This is a genomic window from Nocardioides sp. F233, from assembly GCF_057813895.1.
Map to the genome: position 1 here is coordinate 1080669 of NZ_JBVASH010000001.1, position 16092 is coordinate 1096760.

The window sequence follows — 16092 nt, forward strand, 5'->3', positions numbered from 1 at the left end:
GGGCCTGCTGTGCGCCGACGAGGGGGTCGTCAGGCGGCGCCCGCGAGTTCCGTCTCGACCTCGGTGACCGGTTCGTCGTCCCGCGTACGCCTGGCGGCGCGCCGGTCGAGCACCAGCCCACCGATCGCGACGAGCGCACCCGCGGCACTGACCGCGGTGGCGAACACCAGACCCGGCCGGAACCCGTCGAGCACCGCGGCCGGCGACGTCGCGCTCCCGGCGTTCGAGGCGATGATCGCGGTCGTGACGGCCAGGACGATGGCCGCGCCGACCTGCATCGAGGTCTGCAGCACGCCGGCGGCGAGACCCTGCTCGTCGTCGTCGATCCCGCTCGTGGCCTGGATGTTGATGGCGGGGAAGCCCACCCAGCCGATGCCGATCAGGATCAGCGTGGGCAGCAGCATGCCGAGGTACGACGGCGTGGTGTCGAGCCCGATCGTGAAGAGCAGGTAGCCCACCGCCATCACGGCCATGGTCACCGCGATGATCGGCCCGGTGCCGAAGCGGTCGACGAGCTTGTCGGAGAAGACCGCGGACAGGGTGACCATCAGGCCGATCGGGAGCAGCGCGAGGGCCAGCTCGAGTGGCGACCAGCCGAGGCCGTCCTGCAGGAACAGCGTGACGATGAACTGCCAGCTGAAGTACGACCCGCCGACCGCGACGATCGCCAGGCTGGCGCGGACCAGGGTCGCCTTGCGCAGGATGCCCAGCCGCACCAGCGGGTGGGCGATCCGGCGCTCGATCGTCAGGAAGGCGGCGAACAGGGCGGCCACGCCGACGAAGGAGAGCACGGTGCGGGCCGAGGCCCAGCCGACCTCGGGCGCGGAGACCACCGTGTAGACGAGCAGCAGCATCGCGGCGCCGGAGGTCAGTGCGCCGAGCAGGTCGTGCCCGCCCTCTGCGACCGGCTCGTCGCGGGGCACCAGCACCCAGGCGGCAGCGAGGGCGAGCAGCGCGATCGGCACGGGCAGCAGGAAGGTCCAGCGCCAGCCGACACCGGTCATCAGGCCGCCGAAGAGCAGGCCGGAGGAGTACCCGCCGGCGCCGAAGACGGTGTAGATCGACAGCGCCTTGTTGCGGGCCGGGCCCTCGGCGAAGTTCGTCGTGATGATGGACAGGCCGGTCGGCGCGGTGAACGCGGCGGCCAGGCCCTTGATGAACCGGGTGGCGATGAGCAGCGGACCGGAGCTGACCAGCCCGCCGAGCAGGGACGCGGCTGCGAAGACAGCAAGGGCGATGAGGAAGACCCGGCGCCGGCCGAGCAGGTCGGCGGTGCGGCCGCCGACGAGCAGCAGGCCGCCGTACCCGAGGACGTAGCCGCTGATCAGCCACTGCAGCGACGAGGTCGTCAGGTCGAGCTCGGCGCCGATCGAGGGGAGGGCCACGCCGATCATCGAGACGTCGAGACCGTCGAGGAAGAGGACCACGCACAGGGTCATGAGCAGGCCCCAGGTACGCCGGGACCAGCGGATCGCGCCGGTCGCCGGGGAGTGGAGGGAGGGGGATGTCGAGGACATGACATGGAAGACTTCCATGCATGTGCATTCAATGCAAGCGCAAATAATGCGTTTGCATGAAATTCATCCGGTGGCTAGGATGCAGGCGTGCCGAAGGTCCCTGTCGCGAGTCCGCTGGTCGCCGAGTGGCGCCAGCTGCTGGACCGGCACGCCGCCGTGAGCTGTGCGCTCGAGAAGGCGCTGCAGGACCAGCACGGCATCGGGCTGAGCGAGTTCGAGACCCTCGACCGGGTCGTCGACGCCAACTGCGGCAAGTACCGGATGGCCGACCTCGCCGGCGACATCCACCTCAGCCAGAGTGCGCTGTCCCGCGCGATCACCCGCCTCGAGAAGGACGGCCTCGTCGAGCGCTCGGCCTGCGAGGACGACAGGCGCAGCGTCTTCGTCTGCCTCACCGACGCCGGTCGCACGCTGTACGACCAGGCGCTGCCCACGCACCGCGCGGTGCTCGAGGGCAGCTGGGACTGCTAGGGCACGCCCCAGGGCTCAGTCGAGTCCGCTCAGGTCGTCCGGTACGTCGACCGCGTGCTCGCGCAGCGCCTCGATCGGGATCAGCCGCAGCGCCTGGGCGTTCGTCGAGGCGAGCACGACCGGGGCGGCGACCCCGCCGGCGTACGCCTGCAGCCAGCGCCCGGCCACCACGCACCACCGGTCGCCCGGGTGCAGCCCGGGGAACTGCCACTCGGGGCGGGGTGTCGAGAGGTCGTTGCCGACCGCCTTCTGGTGGGCGAGGAACTCCTCGGTCATCACCGCGCACACGGCGTGCACGCCGACGTCCTGCGGGCCGCACGAGCAGCTGCCGTCGCGGAAGAAGCCGGTCATCGGGTCGGTGCTGCACGGCTGGAGCGCCTCGCCCAGCACGTTGCGCTCGGGGAGTCCGCCGGGCTCGGTCACGGGATCAATCCTCGCCCCGGGCCAGCCGGTGTGTCGACCGGGTCCGGTTGGCCGCGCTGTTGGTGACCAGGATGACGAGCAGGCCCAGGCCGGCGTAGATGCCGAGCACCACGAACGCCGGGACGGTCGAGGCGTCGGGGAAGTACATCGCGTCGCGCGCGACCGTCGCGCCGGCGCCCGGCGGGAGCAGCTGGCCGATGGCGTTGCCGGCGCGGGGCAGCATCTCGGGCGCGATCGAGGAGCCGGAGATGATCAGGCCCAGCGTGAAGTAGAGGCCGCCGACCAGCGAGCCGGCCGGCCCGAACAGCGCGACGAAGGCGGCCGTCGAGGCGGTCACGGCCAGCGAGATGAGGGCCAGGCCGCCGAACAGCGTGAGGTGGTGGGCGTCCTTGCCGACGCCGAACAGCGACATGGCGAGCAGGGCGACGCCGGCCGACGCGAGGGCGTAGACCACGAGCAGGGCGGCGTGACCGATGCCGCGGGCCGTCGAGTGCTGGGTCAGGCCGCGGAGCCGGCCCAGTGCGAGCGAGGCGATCGAGCCGCCCAGGCAGAGCGCCTGGATGACGAAGCCGAGCGAGCTGCCGGCGCTGTCCTCCTCGGGCAGCGGTACGACGTCGGTCACCGGCGGCGCCGAGGCGAGGAGCGCCACGGTCTCGGCCGGCACCGGCTGGCCCGCGGCGACCAGCTGGTCGACCTGGGTCTGCACCTGCTCCTGGTAGGCCTTCGAGAACGACGCCTTGAACAGGTTGGCCACCGACGGCGAGGCGGCCGTGGCGACGTACAGCGTCGGCTGCTGGCCGGCGAACGCGACGCCGCCGTACGCCTTGCGCTCGCGGATCGCCTGCTGCAGGGCGCTCGCGTCGTCGTACGCCTCGACCTTGAAGTCGCCGCCCTCCTCGAGCGCGGTGGTGAGCTGGGCGCGCTGCTCGGCCGTGCCGACGATGCCGACCGGGAGGTCGTTGGGTGCGGGGGAGTGTGCCATGGCGAGGTAGTAGACGCCGAGGACCAGCTGGATCAGCGCGCCGACGACGGCGATCGCCAGGCCGAGCTTCGACAGCTTGCGGAGTCCGACGGGAGCAGGCGTTTCGCTCATGGTCAGAGCATTGCCGAAAACCTCAGCCGCAGTTGTCGCACACGCCCGTCGCCGGCAGTGCCATGAAACACGTGGGGCAGATGGCGACGGTGGGCTCGGGTGCGACCGGCCTGGCGGGGGCCTTGGGCTTGGTCGCGCGCGGGGCGCGGCCCGCCTTCTCGGTCGGGACCCGGCTCTCGCGGACCACCGGGATCGGCGCCGCCTCGACGACGGGCGCGATCCAGCCCGGCGGCGGCGGCTCGGAGATGCCGAACCGGCCGAGCACCTCGCGGGCCGCGTCGGTCGGCTGGTGCTTGGGGCGGGTGACGATGTCGAACGGCGACGACGCGCCCTCGAGGAAGGTCTGCGCGTCGGGGCGCAGGGTGGCCGGCGGGCGGCGGTGCCGCCAGCGCTGCGGGGTCGCGCCCTTCTGGGTGATCGTCACCAGCTCGGGGCGGTCCCAGGCGACCAGGGCCCAGTCGTCGTGGTGGCTGGTCGCCCACACGGCGAGCGGTACGTCGCCCGCGTCGGCCGCGGCGCGCAGCGCGATCCGCTCGGGGTTCGAGAAGCGGCCCTTGACGTGGAGGACGCCGGGCAACGGCTCGGAGACGTCGTACTCCTCGCCCTGCAGCTGGGTGATCAGGTTCGCGAGGTCAGGCGTGTTCTCCATCGCCTCCGAGGATAGTCGAGGACACCGGGTCCGACACGATCGCGTCGGTCGCCTCCGAGATGATCGCCTCCATCGCGGCCCGGGCCGCGACCGCATCGCCCGTCCGGACCGCGCGGGCGACCTCGACGTGGAGGTCGATCGCCTCGTCCTTGGGCCTGGTCGGCATCAGGTGGTGGTGGGTCCGCCCGGACAGCACCTCGGCGACGACTCCGTCGAGCGAGGCCAGCATCTCGTTGCCCGAGGCCTCCAGCAGCACCCGGTGGAAGACGATGTCGGCGGCCAGGAACGCCACGAGGTCGCCGGCTCGGCCGTGCACCACCATGTCGCCGACCGCGGTGGTCAACGCACCGCACTGCTCCGGGGTCGCGCGTACGGCGGCCAGCGCGGCCGCGACGGGCTCGAACCCGCTGCGCAGCTCGCCCAGCGAGCGCAGCTGGGCGGCGCGGTCCTCGGAGTCGAGCCGCCAGCGGATCAGGCGCGGGTCGAAGACCTGCCAGCCGGTGCGCGGCTGCACGGTCAGGCCGACCCGGCGCCGCGAGGCGACCATGCCCATCGAGGCCAGCACCCGGACCGCCTCGCGCGACACCGAGCGGCTCACGTCGTACTCGGTGTCGATGTCGTCGAGGGTCAGCACCGTGCCCGCGGCGAGGTCGCCGCTGACGATGCGGCGGCCGAGGGCGTCGAGGACGTCGTCGTGCAGCGCGGCCACCGGCCACCTCCCATAAAGATCAGATTTATTTCGGGCTGGATCTTGTTAAAAGCAGATTAATCGATGCAGACTGTGACGGCCAGCACATCACCTGGAGGTTCCCATGAGCAGCACCCGCACCGACGGTAGGCCGACCGCCCTCCTCGTCGTCATGGGGGTCTCCGGCTCGGGCAAGTCGACCGTGGGCGCGGCCATCGCGCAGCGGCTCGGCGTCCCGTTCGGCGACGCCGACGACTTCCACCCGCCGGCCAACATCGCCAAGATGACCGCCGGCATCCCGCTCGACGACGACGACCGGATCCCGTGGCTCGAGGCCATCGGCCGGTGGCTCGACGAGCACGACGACCGCGGCGGCGTGATCAGCTGCTCGGCGCTCAAGGTGGCCTACCGCGACCGGCTCCGCGCGCACGCCCCGCGGGTCACGTTCGTCCACCTGCACGGCAGCCGCGAGGTGATCGCGCGCCGCCAGGCCAGTCGTCCCGGCCACTTCATGCCGGCCTCGTTGCTGGACTCGCAGTTCGACACGCTCGAGCCGCTGGGTCCCGGCGAGGCCGGCCTCGTCATCGACGTCGACCAGACGGTCGACGCCATCGTCCACGAGTACGTCGTCCGGTCCGGCCGGACCGACAGCACGTCCGACAGCCTGGTCTGAGGAGTCCCACATGTCCCTCCAGCTCATCGCCGCCGCCGGCACCGACCTCGTCGAACCGGTCGCCTCCGAGGGCCGCCTGGTCCTCGCCGCCCTGCTCGGCATCGGCGTCATCGTCGTCCTGATCATCGCGGCGAAGGTGCATCCCTTCCTCGCGCTCACCGGCGGCGCGCTGACGGTCGGCGTGGTCGCCGGCGTCGACGTCGAGACCGCGATCGCCAGCTACACCACGGGATTCGGTACGACGGCCGCCGGCGTCGGCATCCTGATCGCACTCGGCGCGATGTTCGGCAAGCTGCTCGCCGACAGCGGCGGCGCCGACCAGATCGTCGACACGATCGTCGGCCACGCCTCGCCGCGGGCGCTGCCGTGGGCGATGGCGGTCGTCGGCGCGATCATCGGCCTGCCGATGTTCTTCGAGATCGGCCTGGTGCTGCTGATGCCGGTGATCTACCTGGTCGCGCGCCGCTCCGGCCAGTCCCTGGTCACCATCGGCATCCCCGCCCTCGCCGGCCTCTCCGCGATGCACGGCCTGGTCCCGCCGCACCCCGGCCCGCTCACCGCGATCGACTACCTCGGCGCCGACCTCGGCACCACGCTCGCCCTCGGCGTCGCCGTCGCCATCCCGACCGTGATCATCGCCGGGCCGGTCTTCGGGCTCGTCGGCCGCTACGTCGACGTAGCGGTCCCGCACCGCTTCGAGGGCCAGCAGGACGAGAACGCCACCCTCCGGCCGTCGTTCGGCGTCACCATCGCCTCCGTGCTGCTGCCGGTGGTGCTGATGATGGGCAAGGCGCTGGCCGACATCTTCATCGACGACGCGACCGCCCCGCTGCGCCGTACGCTCGACGTGCTGGGCACCCCGCTCATCGCGCTGGGCATCGCCGTCGTCGTCGGGATGTTCACCCTCGGCGGCCGGATGGGTCGCGACGGCGTCTCGACGTCGCTCGAGTCCTCGCTGCCCGGCGTGGCCGGCATCCTGCTCATCGTCGCCGCCGGCGGTGGCTTCAAGCAGTCGCTGGTCGACACCGGCATCGGCACGATCGTTGCCGAGCGGGTCGCCGACTCGAACATCTCCGTGCTCGTGCTCGCCTGGTTCGTCGCGGTGCTGATCCGCCTCGCCACCGGCTCCGCGACCGTCGCCACCGTCACCGCGTCCGGCCTGCTCGCCCCGCTGACCGCCCAGCTCTCCAGCGGCGAGGTCTCGCTGATGGTGCTCGCGATCGGTGCGGGCTCGGTGTTCTTCTCCCACGTCAACGACGCCGGCTTCTGGCTGGTCAAGGAGTACTTCGGGATGAGCGTCGGGCAGACCCTCAAGACCTGGTCGGCGATGGAGACGCTGCTGTCGGTGAGCGGCCTCGTGTTCGTGATGGCCCTCAACCTGGTGATCTGAGCCGGCGGTTCAGCAGTAGCCGAGCATGTCCTCCAGCGCCGCCACCTCGCTCGGGTCGACGGTGAGGCCCCACCGGGCCTTCACCGTGATCCAGCGGCGGGCGTAGGCGCACTGGAAGTCCTTGCGCGGCCGCCAGGCCGCCGGGTCGTCGGCCCCCTTGGCCGCGTTGGCCGGACCGTCGACCGCGAGCAGACCGTCGAGGTCGTTGGCGTAGGCCGCCCGGCGCTCGTCGTCCCAGCCCGCGGCGCCCGACACCCAGGCCTCGGCGAGCGGGACGACGTGGTCGATCTGGATCGCCTGGGCCTGGTGCAGGTCCTTGAGGTCGTCGAGGACCAGCTCCTTGCCGGTGTAGGGATCGCGCCAGGACCCGGCCAGCACGTCGTGGTCGCACCGGCCCTGCCGGGCGGCCCGGACCGTCCCGGGCTCGGCGTCGCGGAGCAGCACGTCGTCGCGCTGGTTGCAGCCGTTGTCGTCGAGGTCGGCCCACGGGGTGCCGAAGGCGTCGCGGTCGTAGTCCTTCGGCGGGCGCGGGCGGTCGGTCACGGCGAGGCCGGCGAGTGCGAGCGCGGCGTCGGCCGGCACTGCGCTCGGGTGGGGAGCCCGGGCCGGTGCGGGGGCGGTGGTCGTCGTACTGCAGGCGCTGAGGAGCAGCACCGCCACCAGCACCCACCACCGCGTCACGGCGTCACCGTAGGGCCCACCTCCAGCAGTTGTGGGTCGATCCGCGAGGCCCGCACTGTCAGACTGGCGCACGTGAACGCACCGGCCCCCGAGCCCGCCGCCGCGCCCGTCATCCTGCTGGTCTCCGGCGACCACCTCGACGTCCTCACCGAGCAGTTCCACCGCTACGAGCGTGAGTACGACGTCCGACCGGCCGCGAGCGCCGCCGCGGCGAACGCCGTCCTCAAGGAGGCCCGCCGGTCCGGGCAGCCGGTCGCGCTGATCGTCACCGAGTCGCAGCTGCCCGACGAGGTGATGCTGATGGCGATGCACGACTGGCGGGCTCTCGTCCCGACCGCGCGCCGGCTCGTGGTCATCCCGATCAACCGGTTCGGCGAGGAGAGCACGTCGCTGCGGCCCTACCTGCAGAAGGGCAAGTTCGACACCTACCTCGTGCTCCCGCAGGGGCGCCGCGACGAGGAGTTCCACTACGCGGTGACCGAGATGCTCAGCGACTGGGGCGCCACGGTCGCCACCTCGGAGGTCGACTCGGTCCGGATCATCACGCCCGAGGGGCACCCGCTCGCGCTCGCGATCCGCGACTTCCTCGACCGGCAGGGGATGCCGCACCGCAGCTACCTCCCGGACAGCCCGCAGGGGCAGGAGGCGCGGGCGCGGCTCGACGGACCGCCGTCGTACCCGCTCGTGCACATGACCTCCGGGGTCTTCGCCGACCGCCCGGTGCTGATGCCGACCTCGACCCGCGAGCTCGGCGCGATGATCTACGGCCGCCCCTCCGACATCGAGGTCGACACGGTGGTCGACCTCGCCGTCGTCGGCGCCGGACCGGCCGGTCTCGCCGCCGCTGTCTACGGCGCCTCCGAGGGCCTGTCGACCGTGGTCATCGAGTCCGAGGTGATCGGCGGCCAGGCCGGCACCAGCTCGATGATCCGCAACTACCTCGGCTTCCCGCGCGGCATCTCCGGGCAGCGCCTCGGCCAGCGCGCCCGCACCCAGGCGATCCGCTTCGGCGCCCGGTTCTTCACCGGCTGGCCGGTCGTCGACCTGGTGCCCGGCGCCGACGGCCAGCCGCACACCCTGGTCACCGAGGGCGGCGAGGTCCGGGCACGCTCGGTGCTCGTCGCGGCCGGCGTCGCCTACCGCCGCCTCGGCATCGCCCCGCTCGAGGACCTGGTCGGCGCGGGCGTCAACTACGGCGCCGCGATGACCGCCGCCCGCGAGATGGAGGACCGCGACGTGTACGTCGTCGGCGGCGGCAACTCCGCCGGCCAGGCGGCCGTCCACCTCGCCCGGTTCGCGCGGTCCGTCACGATCCTGATCCGGCGTGAGGACCTGGCCGCGACCATGTCGACGTACCTCATCGACGAGATCGCGTGGAACCCGCGGATCGACGTACGTCCCTGCACGGAGATCATCGACGGCGGCGCCGACGACAGCGGCCAGCTCGGGTGGCTGCAGCTGTGCGACGTCCGCACCCGCGAGGAGGAGCGGGTCTCCGCGGGAGGGCTGTTCCTGCTCATCGGCGCGGCGCCGCACTGCGACTGGTTGCCCACGGAGGTGCAGCGCGACGAGCACGGCTTCGTGCTGACCGGCCGCGACGTCCCCACCGAGTGCTGGGTCGACGGACTCCCGCCCGAGAACCTCGGCACCTGCGTGCCCGGCGTCTTCGCCGCCGGCGACATCCGCTCGGGCTCGATGAAGCGGGTCGCGTCGGCCAGCGGCGAGGGCGCGTCCGCCGTCTCGCTCGTGCACGGATACCTGGAGGGGCTGCGGCTGCAGACCGCGCCCTGACGCTGTTCAGGTCGGGGCTGGACCTGACCGACTGACGGCGGCCGCGGAGACCACGCCGAAGCCGAGCAGCGCCCAGGCGATCGCCATCGGCAGCGTCAGCAGGCCGATCGCGGCCAGCACGACGCCGACCAGACCCACCATGATCCCGGTACGACGCGAGCGGGTCGCCGCACGCGCGGCACTGCGGGTGAGGGCGAGCGCGGTCGCGACCCGGGCGACGTCGAGGTCGGCGAGCCGGATCCCGCGGGGGTGGTCGGCGGCGTCGGTCAGCACCAGGTCGGCCTGCGGGTCCGGGACGGGCCCGGCGACGGCGACGACGTGACCACCGCGGCGGTGCTCCTCGACGAGCCCGTCGCGGGCGTCGGCCGGGCGGTCGGCGTACCACCGGGCGATGCCGCAGGCCTCGGCCAGGCCGCGGGTGTTGCGTTCGGTGTCCTCGGACACCAGGACCGGCTCGACGCCGTCGGCCCGGAGCCGGGCGACGTCCTCGGGGGCGTGGGGGCGGACGTCGTCGGCGACGGTGATGTAGCCGATCGGGCGGGAGTCGACCTGGACGCCGACGGTCACACCGGCGTCGTCACGGGCCGCCATGCCGAGCCAGTCGGGGCGGCCGAGGCGGACCGGGTGCCGGTCGACCGAGCCGCTGATCCCGCGGTTGCCGTGCCGCTCGACCTGGCTGAGCTTGCCGCGCGAGGAGAGCCGCGCGATGGCCTGGCTCACCGGGTCCTCGGCGGCGTGGCCGAGGGCGCCGGCGAACCAGCGCAGGTTGCGCTCGTGGTCGGGCTCGATCGGGTCGACTGCGACCACCCGCAGCTGACCGGTCGTGACCGTGCCCCAGCGGTCGAGGAGCACCGTGTCGACGCGCGGACCGACGGTCAGGGCCGCGCGGTCGTCGAGGAAGACGCCCGCCGTACGACCGCGCGCCCGGACGACCCACCGGGCCACGGGGACGGCGTATGCGAACACCGCCGGCAGCGCTGCGAGGAGCACGCAGGCGACCAGGGCTGGGGTCATCCGGTCTCCTCCTGCTCGCGGAACCTCCGGAAGTCGCTCTGGTCGCCGGCGATCCACAGCGGGACGCTGGCCTTGAGCAGCAGGGTCAGCTGGACGACGAAGTCGGGGTCGTGCAGGGAGTCGCCGAACAGCTCGTTGATCCGCTTCCAGCGGTAGCGCACGGTCTGCGGGTGGACGCCCAGCCGGGCCGCGATGGCCGGTGCGCTGTCGCGGGTCTCGAGCCAGACGAGCAGCGTCTCGGACAGGATCTCGCGGGAGTTCTCGGTCTCGTTGAACAGCGGCTGCAGCAGCTCCTGGGCGAGCTGGCGGCGCAGCACCGGCTCGGCGTGCAGCCAGATCTCGGTGCGGAACCGGACGCACTCGATGACCGGCCGGGCCGGGATCACCCGGGCCTCGACGAGGGACAGGGCCCGGTTGGCCCAGGTCCACGCGACGCTGGCGTCGCCGCGGGGGACCGGCCAGCACACGGCCACCCGGGCCTTGGGGCAGGTCCGGTGGATCGCCGCGACCACCTCCTCGGCGTCGGCGGTCGCGCACACGACGGGCTGCGGCGTGCGCCCGGCCCGGGTGAGCGCCTTTGGTCCGAGGGTGTCGCCGCGCAGCGCCTGGCCGCCGGTCTCCACGGCGATCACGGTGACCTGGTCGGGCACCTCCCAGCCGGCGATCGCGGCCTGGGGCTCGACCTCGTCGACGTCGGCTCCGGAGAGCAGCGCGGTCAGCAGCCGGGAACGGGCCAGGCCGGTGTCGGTGCTCCGGGCCTGAGCGCCGGCCCGGTAGCCCACCGCGATCTGCTCGGTGAGCTGTCCGACGAAGGTCGTGACGGCGTCGTTGATGGCGTTGAGGGCGCCGGCGGACAGCTCGTTCTCGGCGGCGCTGACCCGCAGCTCGTCGGAGATCACGCCGACCGCGATGCCCATGCCCTGGTCGATGGTGTCGAGGTCGCGCCCACGCAGAGCGACGCGGTAGCCGACCTTGCGGAACATGTCCTCGACCGGGATGTAGGACACCTCGCGCCCGAGCGACTCGTCGACGAAGACCCGCATCGCGTTGTGCACCGCGGTGAAGACCAGGTCGAGCAGACGCGCATCGGCCGGATCGTCGAGGCCGGGTACGCCGGAGCGGACCTGGTCGGTCACCTGCTCGGCGACCTCGCGGACCCGGCCCTCCAGGCTGCTGATCATCCACTGGGCCGAGCCGGGCAGGGCGGCCCGCGGCGGCGCCGCCCTCATCGACTCCCGCCCTGCCTCATCGCCGGACTCCCGCTCCTTGCGGCTCACCAGCCCGCGGTCGCCACGGACGCGCGACCCGAGTTGCTCGCGTGCATGTCGTGTCCCTCCCCACCGGCCCCACCGGTGTGACGTGGAACATACCTCCGCCCGACGACGCACGGGGGAATTTGTCACCCGCGTGACAAGTCTCGGGCCGCTGCGGCAGGGGGCGTCGTACCGCTGGGGTCGGGACGCCGGGCCAGGGCCGGCGGCGCTGTGACCGTTGTCACCTGCCTGACAAGGAAGGCGCCCCGGAGTGCCGGGCGAGCGATCGGCCCTTGCCGCGGCAGAGAGGGCCGTGGCTGGCTCGTACCGCGGCCCACCCCGGACGCCGCAGGAGGGAGCGGACGTGATCGGGAGCGCGATCCGCCGGTGGGGGGACGTCGTCGACGGCGACGCCCTGGTGGCCGTGCTGTGCGACGACCTCGGCACGACCGACCGCCCGCTTCCTCCGGCCGTCGCCCACTCCGTGGTGGTCGCGACCCGGGCGTTCATCGGTGCCGACGGGCGGTTCGAGGACGCCGTGCGCCAGGTGGGGCCAACCCTGATGCAGATCGGGCGCCGGGCCGCGGTCCGCGGCCACAGCGCGGAGCGGCTCAGCCGGGACCTGCGCCAGGTCGTCGACGAACGGACCCGGCGCGCCGACCAGGTGATCGCCCGGGTCCGCCCGCGCGAGGAGCGCGATGCGCTGCGCGGTGGGCTGGAGCGCTTCCTCGACCAGCTGCACCGCGCCGCGCTCGCCGGGCACCGCCAGGCGCGCACGATGATGGCGCTGGCCCCCGAGGCGCGGCGCGACATGGTCGCCCGGGCCGTCTTCGCCTCCGCGGCGGTGCCCGAGGAGCTGCTGGTGCTGGCCGGCATCGACCCCGCGGCGCCGTACCTGCCGGTCGTGTGGGTGTCCGGTACGGCGGCCCGCCCGGCCGAGCCCGTGCCCGACGTGCTCGTCGACCCCGCCGGGCGCGCCCTGCTCGTGCCCGACGGACGGCTCCCCGGACTCGAGCCGGAGGACCGGGTGGTCACCGGTCCGGCCCGGCCGGCCGCCGACGTCGCCGAGTCGCTGCAGCTCGCCCGGCAGGCCGCCGCGGCGATCCGGGCCGGGGTGATCGTCACCGACCGTCCGGTCACGTCGTGCGCCGACGTCGCCGCGGAGCTGCTCGTCGCCGGGCGCCCCGCGCTCACCGACCTCCTCGTCGACAAGTACCTCGCCCAGCTGCGGGCGCTCAAGCCGGTGCGCCGGGTCGAGATCGGCGAGGTGCTGCTGACGTGGCTGGAGACCCGCGGGTCGCTGGCAGAGGTGGCTGCCGTGCACCACATCGCCCGGCAGACCGCGCACGACCGGCTCCGCCAGGGTCGGCGGCTGCTCGGACCGGCGATCGAGGAGCCCGCCGCCCACGCGGCGATCGTCCTCGCCCTGCACGCAGCTCTGCAGGGCTGGCGCGAGGAGGTGGCTGCTCGTGCGGAAGGTCGCTGAGCCCCGCCGTACCCAGGTCCTCCGGACGTGTGTCCGGATCTCGGCCGCCCACGCGGCCGTCCCGTTGACCGTGGCAGCCGCCGGCTCGCACGGTTCCAGTGCGCACTCCCGGAGTGCCTGACCAACCCCCCCCGCACCACCCAGGAAACAGAGAAATGGAGAACACCCCCATGCGACTCAAGAGTTCCCTCAACGGCCTCGCCGTCGTGGCCGCCAGCGCCGCCGCCGTCCTGGCCATCCCGGTCGGACCGGCATCCGCCGCCATCGACTACACCGTCACCTCCGGCGGCGGCACCAACGCCGTCACCGCGACCAACGTGGGCAACCTGGTCTTCGAGGACACCTTCCTCGGGCCCTTCGGCACGCCGGGCAACCCCAGCATGACCTGCACCACGCTCAGCGCGAGCGGCTCGGTCAACCCCGGCGGCCACGCCTTCACGACCACCCCGACCGTCACCGACGCGGCGGGTCAGGTCACGCCGGTGTCCGGTGACCTCTCCGGCTGCACCAACTCGGTGGTGGGCCCGGTCACGATCACGCCCAGCGGCACCTGGAAGCTCGGGCTGAGCACCAAGACCGCGACCGGCGGCACCGGCTACCTCTCCGGTGTCTCGGTGCACCTGTACGGCACGGCGGGTGGCCAGTTCTGCGAGGCGGACGCCACCGGGTCGCTCAAGGGCACCTACAACCACTCCACGGGCAACCTCGTCCTCGACCCGAGCTTCGAGGGACTGACGATCTCCAACGTCAACCAGACGGGCTCGCTCTGCGACACGGTCGGCATCTACGACGGCGACCCCGCCACCGGCGCGGGCACGGTCAAGCTCAGCCCGGCACCGACCATCAGCTGACCCGATCCGAGACGAGCGAGGGCCGGCATGGCTCGTCGGCCGTGTCGGCCCTCGCTCGTGGCCCCGTTCCGACCGACCCGAGAACCTGACGAACAAGAACACGGAGACCGTTCGATGAACATGCGACCCTCCCTGGCCCGCGCTGGCGTAGCGCTGGCCACCCTGCTGAGCTTCGCGATGCTCGGCCTGCAGGCGCCACCGGCGCACGCCGACGACACCACGCTGACCACGCTGTACGACGCCCAGGGCACCTCGACGATCGGCAGCATCGGTGCCTCGATGCCGATCGGCCCGACGGTCCTCACCGAGACCCTCGACGTCCCGACCAAGAACATCATCGCCGGCACGCTGCCGATCCCGAGCCAGCAGGTCCAGTTCAACGCCTTCGGCTTCCTGCCGATCCGCGCGACCGTCTCGCTGACCCAGGTCGGGCCGATCACCGGCACCCTGCGACCCGGTCCGGCGCCGCGCACCAACGTGATCACCGCCGACGTGTCGTACACGATCCGACTGAGCAACGTGAAGGCCCTGATCTTCGGGATCTGGACGCCGATGTTCGTGGGCGACAGCTGCCGGACCGCGGATCCCGTCGACATCGCCGTGAAGACCCCGGACGGCCAGACCTTCAACGTGTTCAGCGGCGGTCCGGTCGCCGGCACGTACACGATCGGCGACTTCACGGGGTGCAGTGCCTTCTTCATCCCCGGTGTCGGGTCGGTCGCGATCAACGCGCTGGTCCCCGGCAGCAACAACACGATCGCGCTCCAGCTGTCCAACGGCCGCTACCCGTCGTAGCGTGCCGGTGCCGGCTGAGCGCCGAGGTCAGGCGTGCCCGGTCTCCGCGAGTCTCGCGAGGACAGGGCACGCCGAACCTCGGTCGGGAGTGAGCCATCACCCTCGACCTGCCCAGACCAGACCGATCCAGGAGGTTGCTCCGATGAGTCGCCGCAAGCCGCGCCACCCCGGGACCCGCCGCGTCCTGATCCTGCTGTTGTGGATCACCCTGGTCGCCTTCGGCTTCGCCCCTGGTGCGTATTCCGACGAGTCGCCGGGCAACGGCGTCACGGGGGCCGGCCCCGAGCTGCCATCGCAGCAGGTCCAGGGGCCCGGAGGGCCCACCGGGGTCAGCCAGCGAGCACTCACCCCGCGCACCCGGCTCATCATCAGGCTGCCGAACATCCTCGGCTGGCTCTTCGTCGACAAGACACCGCGCAACCCCAACTTCGGCATGCCGCGGAAACGGCCGGTTCCGGTCCCGGCCGAGTGGCAGTCGGACGTCCCCGGATGCGTGATGTCGGCGCTCGCCATCATCACCGATCTCTACGCCGTCGGGACGAACCCCGGTGGAAGTCCGGTCGGTGAGCTTCCGCCGACCACGGTCCATGCGCTCGCCTTCGGCTCGATCCCGGTCACCGTCACCTTGCGCTTGAGTCAGGTCATCGGGGGTCAGCTGGAGCCGCTCCGTGCAGACATCTGGCCGACGAGTGGCTCCGGTCCGGCCTGTGATCCGACCTGGGGGTCCAAGAACCCCTACTCGCCCGCCTACGTGCGAGGCCGCCTGTCGTTGACGCTCGCCGACCTCACGATCGACGGTCAGGCGGTCGACGTCGGCCTCCACTGCCGGACCGTCGAGCCGCTCCAGATCAACATGTGGGGAGACAGGGCCGGCGATGTGGTCCGGCCACCGGACGCTCCGCCCGACTGGCAGCAGGGCTGGACGCCCGGTGCGGGTGGCAACCTCTATCAACGCGAGGACACCAGCCGCGTCAACGTCCCCGGTGGGAACTTCGTGCACCCCGGATCGACCGACTTGACGATCCCGGACTTCACCGGCTGCGTGTCCGAGGACGGTGAGGACATCAGTGCGTTGATCACCTCGGCCATCTCGGGGCCCGGCAACGAGATCGCGGCCCTGCAGGCCGAGCCCAATGTCGCGGGCGACCGGAGCAGTCCTGCGGCCTGCTACCCGGTCGCCCACATGCCGGGAACCACCACGACCTGCCCGCTCGACCCTCCGGCGCCACCCGCCATCCCCGTTCCCTCTGACTGAATCGCACAGCCAGCCCGCACAACGGCGGCCGGCGTGACCTCGGGTCACGCCGGCCGCCGCTG

General features: G+C 72.5%; 16 protein-coding genes. 8 read left to right on the plus strand and 8 right to left on the minus strand.

Annotation, left to right across the window (positions count from 1 at the left end; all coding sequences use genetic code 11):
• Window positions 1-29 precede the first annotated feature (29 nt).
• Window positions 30-1535 (minus strand): MFS transporter, encoded by a 1506-nt coding sequence (locus tag ACZYRU_RS05180; protein WP_488956013.1) that lies wholly within the window; start codon window positions 1533-1535, stop codon window positions 30-32.
• A gap of 69 nt (window positions 1536-1604) precedes the next feature.
• Between ACZYRU_RS05180 and ACZYRU_RS05185 the strand changes: the two genes are divergently transcribed.
• Window positions 1605-1988 carry a MarR family winged helix-turn-helix transcriptional regulator gene (locus tag ACZYRU_RS05185; RefSeq protein WP_488956014.1) on the plus strand — a complete coding sequence of 128 codons (384 nt, stop codon included), beginning with the start codon at window positions 1605-1607 and terminating at the stop codon, window positions 1986-1988.
• A 15-nt stretch (window positions 1989-2003) separates the two neighbouring features.
• Here the strand turns inward: ACZYRU_RS05185 and ACZYRU_RS05190 are convergent, their stop codons facing one another.
• Genes ACZYRU_RS05190 through ACZYRU_RS05205 form a run of 4 tightly spaced genes read right to left on the minus strand, consistent with a single transcriptional unit; the run spans window position 2004 to window position 4862 of the window.
• Entirely contained in the window at window positions 2004-2411 is a 408-nt protein-coding gene (locus ACZYRU_RS05190) for a DUF2237 family protein (RefSeq protein WP_488956015.1), read from the minus strand.
• A gap of 4 nt (window positions 2412-2415) precedes the next feature.
• The gene (locus ACZYRU_RS05195; RefSeq protein WP_488956016.1) at window positions 2416-3504 is read right to left on the minus strand and encodes an ABC transporter permease; all 1089 of its coding nucleotides are present in this window, start codon (window positions 3502-3504) and stop codon (window positions 2416-2418) included.
• 22 nt (window positions 3505-3526) lie between these two features.
• The gene (locus ACZYRU_RS05200; protein ID WP_488956017.1) at window positions 3527-4153 is read right to left on the minus strand and encodes a hypothetical protein; all 627 of its coding nucleotides are present in this window, start codon (window positions 4151-4153) and stop codon (window positions 3527-3529) included.
• A complete protein-coding gene (locus tag ACZYRU_RS05205) occupies window positions 4137-4862 on the minus strand; it encodes a FadR/GntR family transcriptional regulator (protein ID WP_488956018.1) in 726 nt (241 codons plus the stop codon). Before ACZYRU_RS05205 ends, ACZYRU_RS05200 begins: the two co-directional genes overlap by 17 nt.
• Window positions 4863-4965: 103 nt before the next feature.
• Between ACZYRU_RS05205 and ACZYRU_RS05210 the strand changes: the two genes are divergently transcribed.
• Together ACZYRU_RS05210 and ACZYRU_RS05215 are read left to right on the plus strand one after the other, a co-directional pair.
• Window positions 4966-5514, plus strand: coding sequence for a gluconokinase (locus ACZYRU_RS05210; RefSeq protein WP_488956019.1), 549 nt, complete (start codon window positions 4966-4968; stop codon window positions 5512-5514).
• A gap of 10 nt (window positions 5515-5524) precedes the next feature.
• Window positions 5525-6904: a GntP family permease gene (locus tag ACZYRU_RS05215; protein WP_488956020.1), complete on the plus strand. Its 1380-nt coding sequence runs from the start codon at window positions 5525-5527 to the stop codon at window positions 6902-6904.
• Window positions 6905-6913: 9 nt separating this feature from the next.
• Here the strand turns inward: ACZYRU_RS05215 and ACZYRU_RS05220 are convergent, their stop codons facing one another.
• Window positions 6914-7585, minus strand: coding sequence for an HNH endonuclease family protein (locus tag ACZYRU_RS05220; RefSeq protein ID WP_488956021.1), 672 nt, complete (start codon window positions 7583-7585; stop codon window positions 6914-6916).
• 72 nt (window positions 7586-7657) lie between these two features.
• Here ACZYRU_RS05220 and ACZYRU_RS05225 point away from each other — a divergent pair, with 72 nt between their 5' ends.
• Window positions 7658-9376 (plus strand): NAD(P)/FAD-dependent oxidoreductase, encoded by a 1719-nt coding sequence (locus tag ACZYRU_RS05225; protein WP_488956022.1) that lies wholly within the window; start codon window positions 7658-7660, stop codon window positions 9374-9376.
• Between the two features lie 6 nt (window positions 9377-9382).
• Here the strand turns inward: ACZYRU_RS05225 and ACZYRU_RS05230 are convergent, their stop codons facing one another.
• Window positions 9383-10390, minus strand: a complete 1008-nt coding sequence (locus tag ACZYRU_RS05230; protein WP_488956023.1) for an HAD family hydrolase — start codon at window positions 10388-10390, stop codon at window positions 9383-9385.
• Window positions 10387-11667, minus strand: coding sequence for a helix-turn-helix domain-containing protein (locus ACZYRU_RS05235; RefSeq protein ID WP_488956024.1), 1281 nt, complete (start codon window positions 11665-11667; stop codon window positions 10387-10389). The genes ACZYRU_RS05230 and ACZYRU_RS05235 overlap by 4 nt, the downstream gene beginning before the upstream one ends.
• Window positions 11668-12007: 340 nt before the next feature.
• Here ACZYRU_RS05235 and ACZYRU_RS05240 point away from each other — a divergent pair, with 340 nt between their 5' ends.
• The 4 genes from ACZYRU_RS05240 to ACZYRU_RS05255 all read left to right on the plus strand — a co-directional run bounded on the left by ACZYRU_RS05240 (window position 12008) and on the right by ACZYRU_RS05255 (window position 16030).
• On the plus strand, window positions 12008-13129 hold the full coding sequence (locus ACZYRU_RS05240; RefSeq protein WP_488956025.1) for a helix-turn-helix domain-containing protein: 1122 nt from the start codon (window positions 12008-12010) through the stop codon (window positions 13127-13129).
• A gap of 170 nt (window positions 13130-13299) precedes the next feature.
• Complete coding sequence (locus ACZYRU_RS05245) at window positions 13300-13980, plus strand: hypothetical protein (protein ID WP_488956026.1); 681 nt, start codon at window positions 13300-13302, stop codon at window positions 13978-13980.
• Between the two features lie 114 nt (window positions 13981-14094).
• Window positions 14095-14775, plus strand: a complete 681-nt coding sequence (locus ACZYRU_RS05250; protein WP_488956027.1) for a hypothetical protein — start codon at window positions 14095-14097, stop codon at window positions 14773-14775.
• A gap of 142 nt (window positions 14776-14917) precedes the next feature.
• Window positions 14918-16030, plus strand: a complete 1113-nt coding sequence (locus tag ACZYRU_RS05255) for a hypothetical protein (protein ID WP_488956028.1) — start codon at window positions 14918-14920, stop codon at window positions 16028-16030.
• Window positions 16031-16092: the final 62 nt, after the last annotated feature.